Below are 21788 nucleotides of genomic sequence, written 5' to 3'. Positions count from 1 at the left end.
AAACCCATTGTTTTTCTACTTATGATTGGGGTTTTTATCCATATACAGGAAAAATAAAAGAAGTTGTCTCCAAAAGTTCGTTTTTAACGACCTTTTGGGACAACCTCTTTTTTTGTTTATAACATCTGTATATCAAGATGTTATACGTCTGTTGACATTTATTCCTCTTAGCAGTATAGTAACATTCTAGATTAGGTATGTGATATTATAGTAATGTATATGAATTTTGAGATTCCTTTTTTGTCAGAAGGAAGAGCTTTAAGCTGGAGGGAATAATTGATGTACAAACAGTTACCACACGGAGTGAAGATTGGGATTACACGCTCAATTGTTGTTTCTTTTGAGAAGTATATGAAAGAAATTGAATGGAACGAAGAAAAGTTTGATATGCAACAATTTGTTGAACAGTGGAAACAGTATTTATACACAAAATCAACTTGGATCAATAAAGTAGATGACGAGTTGAAAGGACATCCAGATTTCCATCAAGCGTTAGCAATGAAAGTAAATGAAAAAATTAACGAGCTTATTAATGAAAAACCGAGCGAAGAACAAGTGGAGCAATTAAAAAGAAATAAAGTAAAGCATGCAGATGAAATGTGCAAATTAGAAGCTGAATATCATATTGAACGTTTATTCGTAACGAAATAAATTTTACATAAAGAAAAAGCCTGTCCAAAGAGGTGTGATGACCATCTTTTTGAGCAGGCTTTTTGTATGAAAAAAAGTAAGAGAGGCGAGCCTCTCTATGATTAGTCTTGTGGTACAAGTGCCTTCCAAGAAGATAGGTCCATATCTTCTTTTAATATAGATGAAGCAGGGAAGACAAATGACCACGGTTTTGTAGTGTTCGCTTTAATTTCAAGGTTCGGTAATGTGAAAGCGCCTTTAACAACAACTGCACCTGTGGCATCTTCAATATGAAGAGGAAGTTGCTCTAGTTGAATGTTGTCTTTACAACCGTTACGAATAAGAAGCGTTGTATGTAAATCGCCGTTTTCTTTTCGTGCAGCTTGCAGACCTAGGAAGTTCATTTCACTATCATGTGGAGGTGTTAAATTGTCCACGAAATTACGTAAAGCTTCTTTGCTTGCTTCAGGTAACTGAGCTTCCCAAGATGGATCTAAATCTAATACATGCTTACTTTCAAGTTCGAACGCTAATTCCCAATCCGTTTGCGATAATTCAGCATCTGTAATTGTTTCTTGCTCAAATGTAAAAATAAACGGCATATTTACATTTGCAGGAATATCTCCTAATGCAGAAAGGTTGAATGTTTTTCGCGCGCATAATTTTTTCTCTTTATTTAGAAGAATTAATGTAACTTCTTCTAAAGAAATTGGTTTCGGAACAGTGCTGCGAATAAATACAGCTACGTCATAACCGTTATCACGCTTTTCAATCTCAATTCCAGATAAAGAAATTTGATATTCTTCTAAACGTGGTAGTTCTTTATGTAAAAATTGATAAATGTATTTTTGTTCTTGTCCTACTGCACCCCAGCTAGGGTGGAAGTAAAGCGTTGGTTTTACAGTTTTATTTTCAGTATTTGTGCTTTCTTGTCCGAATAGTTGATTACTAGAGACAGTCGTATCTTTTCCGTTTTTCTTAGCTTTTTTTAGGAATGATAACATAATCTTTCACCTCGTTATTGTACGTTTTCAGGAACACCTAAATGTCTTGCAACATAGCGGCACATTTCTTTTTCGAAATTACCATATGTGTATAAAAAGATATCTAAAGCTTCTTTTTGATAAAGACGAGTAGGGTCTTCTTGTTGATATTGTCTTAGTCCGATGCCTTCTTTTAAGTGGGTCATTGCATCTAAGTGATTGACCCAGTTCTGATCTAGGAAATGAAGGGCAACATATCGTAGCGACTGTTGTAAATCAGTATGGCTATCTAGCTCATTTACGCGCTCTTTATAAAGAGATAATGTTTCTTTCAAAACGGATTGTAAATCTTCCGGTGAATGTACATTATTTGCTGATAATGATGGCATATTTTCTACTGATAAAATTTCGTTTAGACTTGCTGTTAAACTAGCAAAATCCCATTCTTCTGGAAGCATACCTTCTACAAGATATTGCTTAGAAATGGCTTCTACAGCATGATCAATCATTGGAATAATAATTTCAATCATATTTGTATCTTCTTGTAATAAGTTATTACGTAATTTATAAATAACGTTACGTTGGTCATTTATTACATCGTCTAACTTTAAATTGTACTCACGCATTGAGAAATGGCTACCTTCACAAATTAATTGTGTACGGTTTACAAAATCATGGACTTTAGAAGTTAGAATAAGTCCTGTTTCATCTGTTTTCAGTGATTTCATTAATTTCTCGACTTCTTCTTGTGCGAAACGTTTTAGCATTTCATCTTCTAAAGAAAGGAAGAATTGAGAGCTACCTGGGTCACCTTGGCGACCAGCACGACCTTTTAGCTGATTGTCAACGCGTCGCGATTCATGGCGTTCTGTCCCGATTACATGTAATCCACCAAGTTCGTGAACACCCTCACCTAGTAAAATATCAGTACCTCGTCCGGCCATATTCGTCGCAATTGTAATTTGACCTTTTTGTCCAGCAGTTGCGATTAAATCAGCTTCTTGTTCTGCGCTTTTTGCATTTAATAATTGATATGTAATATTTGCTTCATCTAAGTAACGAGCAACGGTTTCTGATTGTAAAATAGACATTGTCCCAATTAAAATCGGGCGTCCTTGTTTATTGTGTTTTAGAACATCTTCACGTACAGCTTTATATTTAGCATCGGCTGTTGCGTATACGACGTCCTTTTTGTCTTCACGAATAATCGGACGATTTGTCGGAATCGGCATAACTTCCATGTTATATACACGGTTAAATTCTTTTTCTTCCGTTTTTGCTGTACCTGTCATACCAGATAGTGCTGGATACATACGGAAGAAGTTTTGAATTGTAATGGATGCTTGTGTTTGATTTTCTTCAGTGATTTCTAAGCCTTCTTTTGCTTCGAGAGCTTGGTGTAAACCGTCACTTAAAGAGCGACCATCCATAACACGACCCGTGAAAATATCTACAAGTAGAATTTTTTCATCGTGTACAATATAGTCAACATCACATTGGAAAGCGACATGAGCTCGTAATGCTTGAATCATATAATGATATAAAGTTTGATGTTCTAAATCATATAGGTTATCGATATCAAATAAATCTTCTATTTTTGTAATACCGTCTTCTGTAAAACTAGCAGATTTCGATTCTGCATCGTATGTGTAATGAAGAGTATCCTGAAATGATTTAATAACTTTTGCACATAAATAGTGTAAATCAGAGCTGCTTGATTTCTTACCAGCGATAATAAGAGGTGTCTTTGCTTCGTCAATTAAAACGCTATCAATCTCATCGATAATAGCAAAATGATAAGGACGTTGTACCTGTTCATTTTTTGAAGAGGCCATATTATCACGTAGATAGTCAAAGCCAAATTCTGTTCCAATACCGTATGTAATATCAGCTTCGTAAGCAAGTTTCTTTTCGGCAGGATCGATTTGAGGAATATTTAATCCAACCTTTAAACCTAGAAATTCATGAACTTGGCCAATTAATTCTTTATCTCGTTTTGCTAAATAGTCGTTTACAGTAATAACGTGAACGCCTTTTCCTTCAAGAGCACGTACGTATGTTGGAAGAGAAGAAACTAATGTTTTTCCTTCACCAGTTGGCATCTCTGCAATATTACCTTCTAATAGTACAAGGCCACCAATTAACTGCACATCGTAGTGACGTAATCCAAGTACACGTTTTGCTGCTTCACGTACAACAGCGAACGCTTCAACTTTTATATCATCCACTGTTTTTCCGTCACGAAGCATGTTTTTAAATGTGATCGTTTTATGACGCAATTCTTCATCAGATAAATCAGATAGTTTTTCTTCCAGATTATTAATTTCTTGAACAAGTTGTTCATACTTTTTTAGTTTTCTCTTCTGAGAATCTCCTAACAGCTTTTTTACCGAATTCAGCATGTTGTAAACACTCCTCTTACTGACAATAGCTACATTATAGCACATGTTTATCCCGAATAAGTAGAAGTAGTAAATTGAAGAAATAACTGGATATAAATAAGGCGTTATTGTACATACTATATTTAAAACATAGAAAGAAAGAGAGTATTCAATGTATAAGAAATTTGGTATGATAGCTAAATGAGATAAAGTGAAATTTTTCAAAAAAGAGAAGAATATAGCTATCTCGTTTTATGTTGTAATATGTATGAAAATTATATATTGAAAGAAAAGAGCTAGAAGATGAATAATAAGTTTGTGAAAGGCGCTGCGATTTTAACGATTACAACGTTTCTATCGAAAGTGTTGGGAAGTTTTTTTCAAATCCCATTACAAAATATAGCAGGAGATGAAGTACTGGGGATTTTTCGCCTTGTTTTTCCTGTGTATATGATAGCTTTAACTTTATCAGTAGCGGGAGTACCGCTAGCTATATCAAAATTAATCGCTGAACTTCATGAGAAGAATGACGAGAATGGAATTGCCAAACTATTTACTTCAGCATCTATTATTGGAGTAATATTTGGAGTGCTTGGATTTTCAGTTATTATGATTGGATCAAGTATGTTTGCAAATATGCTTGGTGGACAAGAAACAAGACTTCCATTAATCGTAACTTCGTTTGCGTTATTAATCGCACCATATATGGCGGTATATCGAGGATATTTCCAAGGTTTTGGAGATATGATTCCTACCGGGGTGTCACAAGTAATTGAGCAGTTCATTCGTGTTTTCTTTATGTTAGCAATTGCATTTTTATTTGTATATTGGAATAAAGAGAGTGATGTTGTAACAGGCGGCGCAATGATTGGTTCTTGCCTTGGAGTAATTACGTCACTTATCTATTTGAGAATGAAGTATGTAAAAAGTATATATCGTTATAAAAGTAATACATATTCACTACAAGATTTTAAAGATAATGCAAAAAAGATACTTCAGGTCTCGATTCCAATTGCAGTTGGAGCATTATCGATGCCGGTGTTAAATTTAGTTGATTCTGTAACGATTCCACATATGTTGTATGAATCCACTACAACGATTCAAGAACAATTTGGTATATATAGTCGTGGATTTGCGTTTACACAATTAATTGTCGTGTTTGCAAGTGCGATGGTATTTCCGTTAATCCCATTGTTAACTGCTGCATTAACAAAGAAAGATAGAGTGTTAGCAAAACAAACAATTGAACGGACAAATGAGCTTGCTCATGTTTTAACAACGCCGATAACAATCTGGCTCATGGCACTTACAATCCCGTTAAATGTTGGATTGTTTACAGATGCGAAAGGGAGCGGAATGTTAGCTATTTTAATTGGTAGTTCGTATTTTACGTCACTTATGGTATTATCAATAGGAATTTTGCAAGGAATTAACCGTTCTAAGCAAGCGGCGTGGATAGTTGTTGGAGCGAGTTTTGTAAAAGTCATATTAAATATAGTACTTGTAAGTCAATTTGGTATAACTGGTGCGGCTTATAGTACACTTATCATATATATCATGATTTGTATCGTAAACTATATATACATTCGAAAAGAATTGGCTTATTCGATTCACATGGGGAGATTTTTTGCTGTAATTGGGGTATCTAGTATAGTAGGTATAGGATTGTATTTCACATCTACTTTCATAAATGTGGTAGATTCTAGACTTATTGCAATAATATATAGTGGTGTAGCGTTTTGTGTGGCCTTGTTCATATATGGCATATGCGCATTAAAGTTGAACTGGATATCCAAAAAGCAAATCCCATTTTTACGTAAGTAAATGAGTCCATAAATGAGTATGGCTATTTGTATGTTTGTGAAAGAAATCAATTTAAAGTTATCCAACTTTTCTTATTAAAGAGTTGATAGCGATTTGTTGAATGACAAAAAGTTGATTGCGAAATGTTGGAGGAGATTAAGAGTGCGGTTAGTTTTATCAGGATATTATGGTTTTTATAATGTTGGGGACGAAGCAATTTTGCAATCAATTATTAAAGCGCTACATGAAGAGGATCCTACTCTTGAGCTTGTTGTACTTTCGAATGACCCCGACTATACAAGGAAAATGTACGGTGTAGAGGCAGTAAATCGCTGGGATATAAGAGCAATTTATAAGGAAATAAAGAGAAGTAATGGCTTAATTAGCGGAGGAGGAAGCCTCCTTCAAGATAAAACGAGTATTAAAAGTATTTTGTACTATACGGGTATTATGCGAATTGCTCGTTTTTTGAAGAAGCCGTATTATATTTATGCGCAAGGAATTGGTCCAATTACGAAAAGACAAAATCGTTTATTAGTGAAATGGCAAGTATCAAAAGCGGAATATATATCAGTTCGTGATGAAGATTCATTTTTGTATTTAAAAGAAATTGGTATTAAGAAGGATATCGAACTAGTTCCAGATCCAGTATTGGCATGTCAACCAGAAGGAATGAAGTCGGAGTGGTTGCAAAAACATGCGATTCAAGGGAAAGTAATTGCAGTTAGTGTGAGGTATTGGGACGCGAAAGAAGATTATATGAAGAAGCTAGCAGATACGCTGAAAAAATTTAAGCGTGATGGATACCATATTTTATTCGTGCCAATGCATGGACCATTTGATCAAAATGCATCACGCGATATTATTAATTTAATGGGAGAAGAAGCTCATATGCTTCCGTATAAGCTCGATATTCATGAGAAAATTTCAATTTTGTCGGAATGTTCGCTTCTAATCGGTATGAGACTTCATGCGCTCATACTATCTGCGGTTGCTAATATTCCTATGGTCGGTATTTCATATGATCCAAAGATCGATTCATTTTTACAACAAGTAAATCAGCCGATTATCGGAAACGTAGATGGTGATTGGACGTCTGAAACTTTGTATAATGTCGCAACGAAGCAATTAGAACAAAAAGAATATGTACAAGAAACATTGGAACAAAGAGTAGAAGAATTACGAGAGCAAATTTCAACAGCGTCTCGATACATCATAAGTGACTTGAATTCAAAAGAGTTCAAAAAAAGAGGAATGGGATCTTAATTTAAGAGGACATCCTCTTTTTTATTTTTTGAAAAAAGAAAATGTCGAAAGAAAAAATAAATTTGTAGAAAAATGTCGAATTACGTAAGTGATTGTAAACATATGCTCATAAAGAAAGAAGTTTGAGAGATAAGATGTATGTTTAAAAATCCTAACATTAATATATAATGAATGTTGGTATTTAACGTTTTATTTAGTAAATGATAAGAAAATAGGTATGGTAATTTTGGAAAATCTGATGGTAATAAAAATGTCGAATCATAGAAAAATAAGTTGTCGATTAATGTCGTAATATCTCTATAGTTAGATGTTGTAATTGGAAAGCTTTTTCTGTTATAGTTGTAAATGGTTATAAGAAGTTTGTTATAAATGTAATTCTGACGCGTTTTTCTATTCATTTAAAATATTCTGATTTTTAGATCTGGATCCTTTAAAATGAAAGTCGAAAAAACGATCGTTTCGAATTGTGAAAATTCGCTTTTTTGTCGAATTTAAGGTTTTAAATTAGATGAAAAGAGTGTATGATTCTTTAATATGGGATATTCTATTATTCTGTATAAGGAATACTTTAACCACATTTATATCTACTAGTTTCAAAAATAAATAGAATATCTATTTAAAACAGTATGGAACTAGTATTACATTCCTAAGGAGGAAATATATAAAATGGCAAAGACTAACTCTTACAAAAAAGTAATCGCTGGTACAATGACAGCAGCAATGGTAGCAGGTGTTGTATCTCCAGTAGCAGCAGCAGGTAAAACATTCCCAGACGTTCCAGCTGATCACTGGGGAATTGATTCTATTAACTACTTAGCAGAAAAAGGTGCAGTTACAGGTAACGACAAAGGAATGTTCGAGCCTGGAAAAGAATTAACTCGTGCAGAAGCAGCTACAATGATGGCTCAAATCTTAAACTTACCAATCGATAAAGATGCTAAACCATCATTCGGTGATTCTCAAGGCCAATGGTATACTCCATTCATCGCAGCTGTAGAAAAAGCTGGCGTTGTTAAAGGTAAAGGCGAAGGCGTATTCGATCCAAACGGAAAAATCGACCGCGTTTCTATGGCATCTCTTCTTGTAGAAGCTTACAAATTAGATACTAAAGTAAACGGTCCTTTAGAAACTAAATTCGATGATTTAAAAGATAGCTGGGGTAAAGATAAAGCTAACATCCTAGTTAAATTAGGAATCTCTGTTGGTACTGGCGACAAATGGGAACCAAATAAATCTGTAACGAAAGCAGAAGCAGCTCAATTTATTGCTAAAACTGACAAGCAGTTCGGACAAAAAGAAGAAGCTAAAGTTGAGTCTATTAAAGCAATCAATGCTAAAGAAATCGAAGTTAAACTTGGCGCTACAGTGAAAGAAGAAGATGTGAAGAACGCGAAATTCACTCTTTCTCAAGGAACTAATGCAACAGCAGTTACTGCAAAAATCGGCGAAGATAAAAAATCTGTAATCTTAACATTAGATGGAGATGCGAAACTTAAAAATAAAGAAGCATATGTTCTAACTGTTGAAGGCTTAAAAGCTACTGATGGAAAAGAAATTCCAAAAGCATTAGAAGTTATCTTCTTTAACGATGAAGTAGCTCCAACTGTATCTACAGTATCTACTCCAGACGGAAAACTTAAAGTTGTGTTCAGCGAGAAATTAGATGCAACAAAAGGTGCAACTGTTGTAGTTAATGGTCAAAAAGTTGAAGGTAAAGTTGAAAACAATACTTTCACTTCTACTAATGCTCTAAATCTTGAGAATGGTAAAGAATTCTCAATCATCGTAACTGGTGCTACAGATTTATCTAATAACGCTATGGAAATGTACGAAGGTAAAGCTACTTACAAAGTAGAAAAAGACACTACAGCTCCAGAAGTTAAAGATGTTAAAGTGAAAGAAATTACTGCTGAAGGTAAAGCAACATTAGAAGTTACTTTCTCAGAAGAACTTGCTAAAAATGGTCAAGGAACAGTTGTAGTTAAAAAAGGTAAAGAAGAATTAAAATCTACAATTACTGTTGATACACAAGATAAAACAAAGGCAGTTATTGAGGTAACAGGCGCTCTTAAAGAAAAAGAAACTGCTACAGATCTTACAGTTGAATTTGTTGGCTACAAAGATTTAGCTAACAACGTAGGTTCTAAAGTATCTAAAGCAGTAAAAGTTTCAAAAGACGTTGTAGCTCCTAACTTCGTAAAAGTTGAAGCGGATCAAAATAAAGCAGCGACATTCACTTTTGACAAAGAAGTAACTGCACAAGATGGAAAGCTTCGTGTAATTAACTTAGATACAAGTAAAGATGTAACTGCTGATGTAACTGTTGCACCAGCTAAAGATAATAAAAAAGGTATTACATTAACATTCCCAGCAAAAGGTAACTACAAAGTAGCTGCTGCAAAAGGTCTTGTAAAAGATGCAGCTGGTAATGAGTCTGTAGCATTTACTAAAGAAGTAAAAGTTGTAGAAAAAGAAGCTGAAAAAGAAACAGATAAAGTAGCTCCAGTAGTAAAAGCTGTAGCTTATGATAAAGCTACAAATAAAATTACTGTAAACTTTGAGAAAGAAGTAAAAGGTGGTCAGGTTGCTGAATCAGCTTCTAATGTAAATAATTACACATTAGCTGGTACTAAATTACCAGAAGGTACTTTAATTGTATTAGACGGTACAAATGCAATTATTGAATTACCATCTACATTTACTTTTGAAAAATCAGAAACAGTGAAATTCACAGTAGCTAATGTTGCAAACAAAGATGGAGTAAAAATGGGTACAGCGAACCTATTACTAGAAGTTAAAGATACAAAAGCTCCTGAATTTAAATCAGCTAAAGTTTCAAATGTAGAGAAGAAAGAAGTAACTCTTACATTCTCTGAAGCTGTAAAAGTTGATGCAACTGATCTTGTATTTGACTTAAATGGTGTGCCATTCACAGTAGCGGCAGACTCTGCTAAAGCAGCAAAAGAAACTGCTTCTAAAGAAGTAGTACTTAAGTTAGAAACTGCAGAGAATGTTAACTTTGCAACTGGTACATTAACTCTTAAAGCTAAAGAACTTAAAGATAATGCAACTTTAAATACAGTTGACACAGAAAATAACAAACTTGTTGCTTTCAAACCAGTAACAGTAACTCGCTAATTGAAATTTATTTCAATAGAAAGAGCCCACAACATGTGGGCTCTTTTTTTATATAAAACGAGCTCTGAAAAATAAATCATATTTTGCAGATTAGTAGTTAGCCTTATTGAGAAACAAATCAAAAGCGCTTTCAAAAATAGAAGAATACCTCATTGATATGTAAATTATTTGTAAATTAACACCTTTTTCTGTTAAAAAAATATTCGAAAAGAAGAAAATAATGTCGAAATGAAATAGTTTCAGTCGAATGTAGTCTGAAAATTGTATTTATTGTAAAAAATATTTAGGTGATAAAGTGTAAATATGTGCTATAATTCCAATTGTGTATTCGATATGAAAAATATACGAAGCGCAGTGAGAGTGGTTTATAGGAAAACAGTTTATTCATTTCTATATTTTAGTATTATTAATATACTAATAATACGATTAAAAGACTGAATTATCAGAATGTGTCGAATCTTCTTTTGAGAAAGTTCTTGATAACGAATAGTTTTGTATAGTATGATGAACTTGTTTCAGAAAATGGTATTTAAACCTTATATTTACATTAAACGGTTTGTATCACTTTTTATGTGAACTACTTTTCATTATAGTGTTTTTGTTTATGTTTTTATTGTTTTATGGCTTTTCTAACTAGCTAGTTTTCAAATTTAATATGATATGAAACTAGTAGCATATTCCTGAAGGAGGAAATTTATAAAATGGCAAAGACTAACTCTTACAAAAAAGTAATCGCAGGTACAATGACAGCAGCAATGGTAGCAGGTGTTGTATCACCAGTAGCAGCAGCAGGTAAATCATTCCCAGACGTTCCAGCTGGACATTGGGCAGAAGATTCTATTAACTACTTAGTAGATAAAGGTGCAATTGTAGGTAAGCCAGACGGTACATATGGTCCAACCGAATCAATCGATCGTGCTTCTGCAGCTGTAATCTTCACTAAAATTTTAAATTTACCAGTTGATGAAAATGCTCAACCTTCTTTCAAAGATGCTAAAAATACATGGGCTGCTAAATATATCGCAGCAGTTGAAAAAGCTGGTATCGTTAAAGGTGACGGCAAAGAAAACTTCTATCCAGCTGGAAAGATTGATCGTGCTTCATTTGCTTCTATGTTAGTAAGTGCTTATAACTTAAAAGATAAAGTTAACGGCGAGTTAGTTACGACATTTGAAGATTTATTAGATCATTGGGGTGAAGAAAAAGCAAACATCCTAATTAACCTTGGGATTTCTGTAGGTACTGGTGGTAAATGGGAGCCAAATAAATCTGTATCTCGTGCAGAAGCAGCTCAATTTATCGCATTAACAGATAAAAAATATGGTAAAAAAGATAATGCACAAGCATATGTAACTGATGTGAAAGTTTCTGAACCAACGAAATTAACATTAACAGGAACTGGCTTAGATAAGCTTGCTGCTGAAGATGTAACTCTTGAAGGAGACAAAGCTGTTGCGATTGAAGCAAGTGCTGACGGTAATTCTGCAGTTGTAACACTTGGTGGTAAAGTAGCTCCAAATAAAAATCTTACTGTAAAAGTTAAAAATCAATCCTTCGTAACGAAATTTGTATACGAAGTTAAAAAATTAGCAGTAGAAAAACTTACATTTGATGATGATCGTGCTGGTCAAGCAGTTGCTTTCAAATTAAACGATGAAAAAGGTAACGCTGATGTTGAATACTTAAACTTAGCAGACCATGACGTCAAATTTGTAGCAAATAACTTAGACGGTTCATCAGCAAACATCTTTGAAGGTGGAGTAGCTACTTCTACTACAGGTAAACTAGCTGTTGGCATTAAACCAGCTGACTACAAAGTAGAAGTACAAGTTACAAAACGCGGTGGTTTAACAGTTTCTAACACTGGTATTATTACAGTGAAAAACCTTGATACACCAGCTTCTGCAATCAAAAATGCTGTATTTGCATTAGATGCTGATAATGATGGTGTTGTAAACTACGGTAGCAAACTTTCTGGTAAAGACTTTGCTTTAAATAGCCAAAACTTAGTTGTTGGTGAAAAAGCATCTCTTAATAAATTAGTTGCTACAATTGCTGGAGAAGATAAAGTAGTTGATCCAGGATCAATTAGCATTAAGTCTTCAAACCACGGTATTATTTCTGTAGTAAATAACTACATTACTGCTGAGGCTGCTGGTGAGGCAACACTTACTATTAAAGTAGGTGACGCAACGAAAGATGTTAAATTTAAAGTAACGACTGATTCTCGTAAATTAGCATCAGTAAAAGCTAACCCAGATAAATTACAAGTTGTTCAAAATAAAAAATTACCTGTTACATTCGTAACAACTGACCAATATGGCGATCCATTTGGTGCTAACACAGCTGCAATTAAAGAAGTTCTTCCGAAAACTGGTGTAGTTGCAGAAGGTGGATTAGATGTAGTAACGACTGACTCTGGTTCAATTGGTACGAAAACACTTGATGTTACAGGTAACGAAGTAGGCGAAGGTACAGTTCACTTCCAAAACGGTAACGGTGCTACTTTAGGCTCATTATATGTGAATGTAACAGAAGGAAACGTTGCATTTAAAAACTTTGAACTTGTATCTAAAGTAGGTCAATACGGTGCATCACCTGATACAAAACTTGATCTTAATGTTTCTGACACAGTTGCATATCAATTATCTAAGTACACTTCAGATCGCGTATACTCTGATCCTGAAAACTTAGAAGGTTATGAAGTTGAGTCTAAAAACCCGGCTGTAGCTGAAGCTAAAATTGATGGAAATAAAGTTGTTGTTAAAGGTTTAAAACCAGGTAAAGTTGATATCCACTTAACGAAAAATGGTGCAACTGCTGGTAAAGCAACTATCGAAATCGTTCAAGAGACAATTGCTATTAAATCTGTAAACTTTAAACCAGTTCAAACAGAAAACTTCGTTGAGAAGAAAATCAACATTGGTACTGTATTAGAGCTTGAGAAGAGTAACCTTGATGATATCGTAAAAGGTATTAACTTAACGAAAGATACACAACATAAAGTACGTGTTGTAAAATCTGGTGACGAGCAAGGTAAACTTTACTTAGATAGAAACGGCGATGCTGTATTTAACGCTGGCGATGTAAAACTTGGTTATGTAACAGTATCTCAAACAAGTGATTCTGCACTTCCAAACTTTAAGGCAGACCTTTACGATACTTTAACTACTAAGTACACTGACAAAGGTACATTAGTATTCAAAGTATTAGGTGAGAAAGATGTTCTAACAAGCGAAATCGGTTCACAAGCTGTACACGTGAACGTTCTTAACAACCCAAATCTATAAGTCGATTATAGATAAAGTGAAAAATCAGCGGGGATTCATCTCCGCTGATTTTTTAATAGAAAGAAGGCTCTTGTATTTTTACAAGAGCCTTCTTTCTATTTCTTAAATTTAAACATATCCCCGCTCAAATTCGAATCACTATACACAAACAATACCATGTTAATGTTGTTGTCTTGAATGTATTGATATACATCTTTTTCGTGATAGTGACGCAGGTCGAGGATAGATGTATGTTTGAAACTTTGTGCTAAGTGTGGCACGATTGCGTTTGCGAATGAGTCTTTTAGGACTAGGGCGCGTACTTCATTTTGTGCATTGTTATTTTCGATGACGATTTCTGGATAGTCATCTGTGTAATAACCTGCGTATGATGTTGTATCTTTTTGTTTTTCTACGCCGTATATTTCATCTAAGTTTTGGTGAATAGTACCTTGCACATCTTTTGCGGTTACGCTTGTGAAGTTGAAACCGTCTTTCGGTGTGTAGTAGCATAATTTTTCACCATTGGCATCGATGAGTTGGTATAGTTGGTTGTTAAAACTTCCGACTAAATGTTTATTTTGCGCACATGTCCGAGTGTAGTCTTCTTTTTTTATTTCTTTTTCTTTATATATAGAAGATTGTTGCCCGATTGTGTTCATTATATATTGGTAACCTAAGAAGGCACCGTCCATATTCCAATGATGATCTGTTTTGAAATACATGTCTTGTATTTCTTCGTTTGTATAGTTCTGTTTAAAGTGTTCCATAAGTTTTATTGGCTTTACGTCTGCTGGAAGCTTCTTTAGAAAGTAATTTAAATTTTCCTGTGCATATGTATGAATATGAGAAGGTAATTTAAATGATAATGCATTCGTTTTTGACGGTGGTAAAGCAAAGTAAAACTCAACGTTTTGTTCTTTTAAAAACTGAGACAAATCGTTTATAGCAGGCATGGATTGGTCAATTTCATTATATTTTTTTGTCCACGCCGGGTTTTTCAGGAGCCATTTATCATCAGTTAAAATAATGTCGTTAATGAGAGATTTGCCCATATTAATTTGAGCAATTGTATAGTTTTTAATAAGCTCATCTCGTCCGATTAGTTGATCATTTGTGTATGTTTCAAAATCTTTAAAGAAGCTACCAGTTAGGAGAGCTTCTTTCGTAAGTGCTGGTTTTTGAGCGAGCGGCCGATTTTCAACTGGTGAAATGTCTCGGTCTGTTTTGAGTAACGATAATATGCCAAATGAAAAGATAATGGTGAGAAAACCGATAAACAGGATGAGGTTCCCCAATTTTTTCATAATAACGTTTCCTTCCTACATGTGTTAAAACCTGAAATAAATAAATGGATTATATGTTGAGTTAATCAAGTACATAACCGAAATCATAAATAATGTTAGTAATAATATAGGACGTAAAAATTGCATTGTGAACATATACGTTTTTGGCGCAAGTTCTAGTATGTTTTTCATTCTTTTTAAAATTGGTGTCGCTGCGATAAAGGCAATGAGAAATACGATAATGTATTCATGTACGTATAACATCGTATTGTCATCGATGAAAGATTGGCCGCTTATGCCGAACATCGCTTTTAAATATTGGAACGAGTAAGCGAAATTGTCAGCTCGGAAGAAGACCCAACCGATCATAACGATTAGTAATACGTATGCATGTTGCAGCGGCTTCCATAGTTTGTTTAATATTTTTTCGAATCCAGCTTTTTCAATTGAAATAATAAAGCCGTAATATAAGCCCCAGGCGATAAATGTCCAGCTCGCCCCGTGCCATAAACCAGTTAACCCCCATACGATGAAGAGGTTACGATAATTCGCTAGTTTTGAAACGCGGTTTCCGCCGAGCGGGATATATATGTAATCGCGGAACCAAGAGCCGAGTGTAATATGCCATCTTCTCCAAAACTCTGAAATAGATTTAGAGATGTACGGATAGTTGAAGTTTTTCGGGAAATCAAAGCCGAACATTTTTCCAAGTCCGATTGCCATATCAGAGTACCCTGAGAAATCGAAATAAATTTGCAGGGTATAGGCGATAATACCAATCCATGCCGTTCCAACACTCATTTCAGATGGTGGTAAGGCAAAGATTTTATCAGCGACGAATCCAACTTGGTTAGCGATTAATATCTTTTTTGCTAGTCCGAGAACGAAAATTTGAATACCTTCTGTGAATCGTTCAAAAGAATGGATGCGCGTTTTAATTTGCTCAGCGACGATATTGTAACGAACAATTGGCCCAGCAATAAGCTGAGGGAAAATAGATATATATAGCGCTAAGTTAAGTGGATTTTTTTGAACATCCCCATCTTTACGGTATATATCGATGACATAGGACATCGCTTGGAATGTATAAAATGAAATTCCAATTGGTAGTGGAATAGGTTCCACATGAATAGATAAGTGCAAGACGTTGTTTAAAATGTCTGTGAAAAATGAAATATACTTAAAATAAGAAAGTAATAGTATATTTCCGACCACAGCCATAATTAAAAATGTGACTTTCATATTTTTTCGTTTATCATAATGATGCACGAGTAGGCCGAAGCAGTAGTTTAATACGATGGAAAAGAGCATTAAAAGAACGAAACGTGGTTCGCCCCATGCATAGAAAATTAAACTAAATGCAAGTAATACGAAGTTACGTAGCTCGGCACGCACTATAAAATAGAGAAATAATACGAGAGGTAAAAAGATAAATAAGAAAATCGAACTACTAAATACCAAAGGACTCTCCTCACTTTTTCGAAATACATTTCGTAAAAAAAACGACATATCTATTATATATTCTTTTTTATAATAGTGCCTTTAATATTTTAGCATGTTAATAATTCGATTAAAATAATTATTCTATATAATAGAAGAAAAGCGGTATGGAATCCTTTTGACACCCACTATCTGGATAAGATAAGATGAATAAGGTGTGATTTGTTTAGAAGGGAAGAGATGGTGTGTTATTTAACTCGTTTGAGTTTATTTTTTTATTTTTACCGATAGCATTTCTTTTATATTTTTTATTAAATAAATTTGGACAAACTACTTTAGCGAAAGCTTGGCTTGTCGCAGCATCTTTATTTTTCTATAGTTATTGGAACATAAAGTATTTGCCGCTTATGTTAGTATCGCTCATTGTGAACTACTTTATCGGAATGAAGCTCGTAAAGCATAAGAGTAAATTTCTTTTAACAGTAGGCTTACTATTTAATATTGGAATGCTTAGTTATTTCAAGTACTATGATTTCTTTTTGCAAAATGTAAATTCGTTATTTGGAACTCATTTTACATTATTATCATTAACGTTACCGCTTGCGATTAGTTTCTATACATTCCAAAAGATTGCGTTTTTAGTAGATACATATCGCGGGGAAACGGAGGCATGTCATTTTCTTGATTACGCTCTGTTTGTAACATTTTTCCCGCAACTTATTGCAGGACCAATTGTACACCATGCGCAAATTATGCCGCAATTTGCGGATCGTAGTAAAAAGCGTTGGCAATCAAATTATATCGTTCTCGGTATTTTTGTATTTGCCATCGGTATTTTCAAGAAAGTAGGGATTGCAGACGTTTTATCTCCTGTCGTACGGGAAGGGTTTGATGTACAGCAGTCGCTAACCTTTGTTGAAGCTTGGCTTTCATCATTAGCGTTTACATTTCAGTTATACTTTGATTTCAGTGGATATAGCGATATGGCAATTGGAATTGCGTTAATGTTCAACATTAAATTGCCTCAAAACTTTAACTCACCTTATAAAGCGGTGAGTATACAAGACTTTTGGCATCGTTGGCATATGACATTAAGCCAGTTTTTAACGAAATATGTGTATATTTCTCTTGGAGGAAATCGAAAAGGTATTACGCGTACATACGTCAATATTATGATTGTCTTCTTAATAAGTGGACTTTGGCATGGGGCTGGTTGGACATTTATTTTCTGGGGATTTCTGCACGGATTAGCTTCTGTCGTTCATCGTTTGTGGAACAAAGCAGGAGGGTGCATGCCGGCCTGGGCGGGATGGCTCGTGACGTTTTTCTTCATTAATATAACGTGGGTATTCTTTAGAGCAACATCGATGCATGATGCGGTGAAAGTGTTAAAAGGAATGTTTGGATGTAATGGATTCGAACTAGCAAATAGCGTATTCCCGGTATTTGTTATTGAGAAGCTACAATTTTTAAAAGGGTACGGTGTTTCATTTACTGAAGCATACCATGTTTCATTATTAAATACGGAAATAGTAGCGTATATTTTCGGAGCATTATGTATTAGTTTCTTCTTAAAAAATTCAATTCAGTTAAAAGACTCATTCCGTCCGACAGTATGGACGGCGTTATTTACTGCAATATTACTTGTGTATAGTGTATTGCATTTAACGAGTATTAGTGAGTTTTTATACTTTAATTTCTAGGTGGAGAATATGAAAAACAAACAGTGGCTTATTTTCGTTTTTGTATGTGTTTTTGTTCCACTTGCAGGTGTTGGAATATTTAATGGCTATGCAGATTCACTTTGGTTATTCTCGCATAAAAATAAGTGGAATAATGTTCAGTTTGGGTTTAATGAGAGACAACAAAAAACGAATTATATAACATATCGTCCGTTTACTTATGATAGCGTTATACTTGGCAGTAGTAGAACAACGTTTATCAATGAAAATGATTTTACCGGATTAAACGCATTTAATTATGCGGTAAGTAGTACAGATCCGCGTGAGTACGATGCGTACATTGAATATGCAAAAGAGAGGAAAGGTAGTGAATTATCTTCTATTGTGATTGGTTTAGATTTCCTTGGAACGAACAAAAATAGAGAAATCGGTTTTGAAAAGCCAGAAGTATATATTAATGAGGCACAAAGCTTACTATATCCAATTAAATCGTATGTGAGTATGGATGGGATTACATATTCCCGAAATACAATTCAAAACTCCATTCATCACAATAAGACTATTGATGTATATAATCGCGATAACATAAAATCGATGCGTGAGTATACGAAAGAAGAGCGTGACACACAAATTGCCGCGCAAGTAGATAAATTTAGTAGAGAGATTTATGGCGGGAATTATGAGTATCAAAATATGAAGGAAATATTAGGAACTGTAAAATCTCATAATCCGAATACAAAGTTTTATATTTTTACAACTCCTGTTTCAGAGCCATTGTTCCGTGCGATGATTCAATCAGGGCGTTGGGAAGATTATAAAAGGTGGCTCCATGATGCTGTCGATGTATTTGGAGAAGTGCATCATTTCATGTATTTAAATTCAGTAACAAAGAACTTAGATAATTATATGGATGGACATCATTTCAGGCCAGAAGTCGGAAAGATAATTGCACATAAAGTTGTAAATGAAGAAGATCGTAATGTGCCGAAAGATTTCGGTATTGTTATTACGAAGGATAATATTGATGAGGTGCTGGAGCAGATTCATGCATCGTTTCAATAGAAAGAAATAGTTTTGTTTCAAAGATCGAATCGTCATGTGATTCGATCTTTTTTTAGTAGTCCACAAAAAATTTAATTAAGCGAGAAAAAGCAATTATGACTGGAGTAGAAAGAAGCAGCATCCAAATAGATGCTGCTTCTTTCTATTCTATTTCTAAATCAACAATTAAGTAGGCAAGTATAACGATGAAAAAAATGCTAACAGATGGCGCTGTTAATACGTGACCAGACATAAAGCCAATGCCAAGTGATAGGATGAGTGTACTAGATAATAGCATATATTTTACAGTTATAATTTTCTTAAAGTTTGTGATCATACGGATGAATAGTTTAATACCGAAGTATAGAAGTGGTATTAAGTAAATAAGGAAACCGATAATTCCAAAGGCGAAAAATAGGTCATGGAAGTCCATTTCAATTAATTTAATTTTAACTGTGTAGTTACCAGCGTAACCCATTCCAAAAAGTTTTTGTGAGAGCGGTGCTTCTTTATAGTATTGTTTGTATACTTTTAAGAATTTGTCCCGATCACTATAAATTAAACTCTTCACTTCAGAGTCTGTTAGTTCACCTTTTGCGTGTTTTTTTGCATCCTCTGGATTTTCTTTAATTACTTTTCCTTCTTTTTTATCCTGTTCTTCTTGTACTGATTTTTTGTATTCGTATATTTGCATGTGGATTCCCATATTTTTTGCGATAGGAGTATGCGGTGTAAGAACAATTAAACCTCCTAGTACAACTGCTGCAACGATGGTGTTTACAAGATATGTGAATCCTTTTTTTTCTTTTTTACGGTTTATCATATATTCAATGAACGAGAAGAAAAGTGCTACGCCTAATGTTAGCACAATTGCACCATATCCAACTTTTGTTCCGACCATAATACTTGCATACATCGCAAGTATTGTTGGAATCCAGTAATATATTTTCGAGAAAGAAGTTGTTTTATAAATCGAATATAAGACAACGATTGGGAACATAATCGCGAAGAGAGCACTTAAATCATTTCCAGCAAAGAACCAACCTCTTGAGCCAATTTTTGAGTGAGGATAGCTTGGGAAATCAGTGCCAGTTTGCATTGCGATAATCATTGTGATGCTTAAAATTAAAGTTGCATATAAGAAATATGTAATGATTTTATGAAACACATATTCTTTATTTTTTAGCTCTTTAAAGACGATAATATATCCAAACAGTAGCACAATTGGATATATGCTCTTTAAAATAAATTTAACTTCTTCTCCAAATGAAACTGGAGATTTAACCATCATATTATTTACAAGACCGATTGCCAGTGCAATGCCGAGTAAACATAAATAGAGAATGTACTTTTTCGCGCCTTGTTGTTTATGATGAAGAAGTAGATAACCTAATGCAAGAAGCATAAAGGCGAAACGGACTACGATTCCGACTGTTGCGCTCATGTGTAATATATAGATTGAAAAAGACGTTAATAAATCTAAAATTGGTTGAAACACGATGAATAGCAGTAGGAAATGCGGGAAGTAGTTATCCGTCTGTTTTAACTTAGTAACCATATGTTCCTCCATTTCTTCATTCCTTTATTTCAGCACCCCTCTATATAATAGGAAGGGGAATGAATTTCTATATTTAATTTTTATATCAGACTTAAGAATACACCATTTCATTGTAATGGTAAATAGATGAAGAGCCGGGATAAACCGACTTTAATTTCTATATTTTTCAACGAAATTGTATGTTTTATGCAAGGTGATATACAAATTACGAGATTATTAGACAGAAAATTAAGAAAAAAGAAGGGTTTTTCACATCCTTTCTATAATTATATAAGTATAATCTTTGTCCCGCTTTAATGGGCAGTAAGACCCCCACCTCAAAATTCAGAGAAAGCAAAGAAGTTAGGTGGGGAATCAACTGCCCATAAAAGTCCGATTGGTTCAACTAATAATCAGTGGAGTGGGGGATGAAGAAAACCCCCACTCCACTGATTAAAGTTTCACTTTATGTAGAAAAGAGGGGTATATATAATGGAAGTAACAAGTAAAACAGAATCTGTCATTGTGAAATATGAAGGGCACGTTGCAACGGTTATGGTCAATCGCCCAGAGGTGTTAAATGCATTAGATGAGCCAACGTTAAAAGAGTTATTACAAAAACTGAAAGAAGTAGCGGAGAGTTCTGCACACATTGTTGTGTTATGCGGGAACGGCCGTGGTTTTTCTGCGGGTGGAGATATTAAATCGATGCTTTCAAGTAATGATGAAAGCAAGTTTGATGGTATTATGAATACTATCTCTGAAGTCGTTGTGACTTTATATACGATGCCAAAGCTCGTTATTAGTGCGATTCATGGACCAACTGCTGGTCTTGGATTAAGTATTGCGCTAACAGCTGACTATGTGATGGCAGATATTTCATCCATTATTGCGATGAACTTTATTGGAATCGCTTTAATTCCAGATGGCGGCGGCCATTTCTTCCTTCAAAAGCGCGTTGGTGAAAATATGACGAAGCAAATTATTTGGGAAGGAAAGAAATTATCAGCGAGCGAAGCGCTTGATATCGGCTTAATTGATGAAGTAATTGGCGAGGATTTCCAAACAGCTGTGAAGCAAAAGATTAGTGAATGGTCACAAAAACCGATTAAAGCGATGATTCAAACGAAACAAATTTTATGTGAAGTAAATCGCTCCAATTTAGAACAAACGCTGCAGCTTGAAAAACGCGGCCAATATGCGATGAGACAAACTGCGGATCATAAAGAAGGTATTGCTGCATTTTTAGAAAAACGTTTACCGGCATTTAAAGGAGAATAAAGTGTAGTAATAGTTTTACTAACGGTTAATTTAAGGTAAAGGGGAGAAAGT

At 34.4% G+C, this 21788-nt stretch carries 13 protein-coding genes; 8 read left to right on the top strand and 5 right to left on the bottom strand.

The features are described from left to right. The first annotated feature begins 279 nt into the window (after positions 1-279). Entirely contained in the window at positions 280-651 is a 372-nt protein-coding gene (locus tag MR070_RS20215; RefSeq protein WP_000278023.1) for a hypothetical protein, read from the top strand. 101 nt (positions 652-752) lie between these two features. On the opposite strand, the gene MR070_RS20210 is transcribed toward MR070_RS20215, so the two are convergent. After that, positions 753-1634: an accessory Sec system S-layer assembly protein gene (locus MR070_RS20210; RefSeq protein ID WP_242261916.1), complete on the bottom strand. Its 882-nt coding sequence runs from the start codon at positions 1632-1634 to the stop codon at positions 753-755. A 14-nt stretch (positions 1635-1648) separates the two neighbouring features. Further along, on the bottom strand, positions 1649-4015 hold the full coding sequence (gene secA2, locus MR070_RS20205; RefSeq protein ID WP_113741918.1) for an accessory Sec system translocase SecA2: 2367 nt from the start codon (positions 4013-4015) through the stop codon (positions 1649-1651). A gap of 282 nt (positions 4016-4297) precedes the next feature. On the opposite strand from secA2, the gene MR070_RS20200 reads away from it, so the two are divergent. From MR070_RS20200 to ea1, 4 genes are all read left to right on the top strand, one after another. Then, entirely contained in the window at positions 4298-5818 is a 1521-nt protein-coding gene (locus tag MR070_RS20200) for a putative polysaccharide biosynthesis protein (RefSeq protein WP_139895720.1), read from the top strand. A 141-nt stretch (positions 5819-5959) separates the two neighbouring features. Continuing rightward, on the top strand, positions 5960-7063 hold the full coding sequence (csaB, locus tag MR070_RS20195) for a polysaccharide pyruvyl transferase CsaB (RefSeq protein WP_001241608.1): 1104 nt from the start codon (positions 5960-5962) through the stop codon (positions 7061-7063). Positions 7064-7729: 666 nt separating this feature from the next. Then, a complete protein-coding gene (locus tag MR070_RS20190; RefSeq protein ID WP_242261915.1) occupies positions 7730-10201 on the top strand; it encodes an S-layer homology domain-containing protein in 2472 nt (823 codons plus the stop codon). Between the two features lie 701 nt (positions 10202-10902). Next, positions 10903-13491, top strand: coding sequence for an S-layer protein EA1 (gene ea1, locus MR070_RS20185; RefSeq protein ID WP_242261914.1), 2589 nt, complete (start codon positions 10903-10905; stop codon positions 13489-13491). A gap of 95 nt (positions 13492-13586) precedes the next feature. On the opposite strand, the gene patB1 is transcribed toward ea1, so the two are convergent. Together patB1 and MR070_RS20175 are read right to left on the bottom strand one after the other, a co-directional pair. Further along, positions 13587-14777 carry a secondary cell wall polysaccharide O-acetyltransferase PatB1 gene (patB1, locus tag MR070_RS20180; RefSeq protein ID WP_242261913.1) on the bottom strand — a complete coding sequence of 397 codons (1191 nt, stop codon included), beginning with the start codon at positions 14775-14777 and terminating at the stop codon, positions 13587-13589. A 24-nt stretch (positions 14778-14801) separates the two neighbouring features. Beyond that, a complete protein-coding gene (locus MR070_RS20175) occupies positions 14802-16217 on the bottom strand; it encodes an MBOAT family O-acyltransferase (RefSeq protein ID WP_242261912.1) in 1416 nt (471 codons plus the stop codon). A 224-nt stretch (positions 16218-16441) separates the two neighbouring features. On the opposite strand from MR070_RS20175, the gene MR070_RS20170 reads away from it, so the two are divergent. Next, complete coding sequence (locus MR070_RS20170; RefSeq protein WP_139895715.1) at positions 16442-17899, top strand: MBOAT family O-acyltransferase; 1458 nt, start codon at positions 16442-16444, stop codon at positions 17897-17899. A gap of 9 nt (positions 17900-17908) precedes the next feature. Continuing rightward, the gene (locus MR070_RS20165; RefSeq protein WP_242261911.1) at positions 17909-18940 is read left to right on the top strand and encodes a hypothetical protein; all 1032 of its coding nucleotides are present in this window, start codon (positions 17909-17911) and stop codon (positions 18938-18940) included. Between the two features lie 142 nt (positions 18941-19082). Here MR070_RS20165 and MR070_RS20160 read toward each other — a convergent pair whose 3' ends face one another. After that, entirely contained in the window at positions 19083-20477 is a 1395-nt protein-coding gene (locus MR070_RS20160) for an O-antigen ligase family protein (protein ID WP_000256702.1), read from the bottom strand. 471 nt (positions 20478-20948) lie between these two features. Between MR070_RS20160 and MR070_RS20155 the strand changes: the two genes are divergently transcribed. Further along, positions 20949-21737, top strand: coding sequence for an enoyl-CoA hydratase (locus MR070_RS20155; protein WP_000454170.1), 789 nt, complete (start codon positions 20949-20951; stop codon positions 21735-21737). The last annotated feature ends 51 nt before the right edge of the window (positions 21738-21788 follow it).

It is taken from the genome of Bacillus cereus group sp. BfR-BA-01453 (assembly GCF_022662915.1).
In the GTDB taxonomy this organism is placed as follows: domain Bacteria; phylum Bacillota; class Bacilli; order Bacillales; family Bacillaceae_G; genus Bacillus_A; species Bacillus_A paranthracis.
The sequence above is the reverse complement of the archived record's forward strand: the minus strand, read 5'-3'. Positions and strand labels throughout refer to the sequence as shown.

Coding starts and splice junctions, on each gene's coding strand:
- MR070_RS20215 (WP_000278023.1), top strand. CDS start 280: ATGTACAAACAGTTACCACACGGAGTGAAGATTGGGATTACACGCTCA.
- patB1 (WP_242261913.1), bottom strand. CDS start 14,777: ATGAAAAAATTGGGGAACCTCATCCTGTTTATCGGTTTTCTCACCATT.
- MR070_RS20155 (WP_000454170.1), top strand. CDS start 20,949: ATGGAAGTAACAAGTAAAACAGAATCTGTCATTGTGAAATATGAAGGG.
- secA2 (WP_113741918.1), bottom strand. CDS start 4,015: ATGCTGAATTCGGTAAAAAAGCTGTTAGGAGATTCTCAGAAGAGAAAA.
- MR070_RS20190 (WP_242261915.1), top strand. CDS start 7,730: ATGGCAAAGACTAACTCTTACAAAAAAGTAATCGCTGGTACAATGACA.
- MR070_RS20200 (WP_139895720.1), top strand. CDS start 4,298: ATGAATAATAAGTTTGTGAAAGGCGCTGCGATTTTAACGATTACAACG.
- ea1 (WP_242261914.1), top strand. CDS start 10,903: ATGGCAAAGACTAACTCTTACAAAAAAGTAATCGCAGGTACAATGACA.
- MR070_RS20165 (WP_242261911.1), top strand. CDS start 17,909: ATGAAAAACAAACAGTGGCTTATTTTCGTTTTTGTATGTGTTTTTGTT.
- MR070_RS20210 (WP_242261916.1), bottom strand. CDS start 1,634: ATGTTATCATTCCTAAAAAAAGCTAAGAAAAACGGAAAAGATACGACT.
- MR070_RS20160 (WP_000256702.1), bottom strand. CDS start 20,477: ATGGTTACTAAGTTAAAACAGACGGATAACTACTTCCCGCATTTCCTA.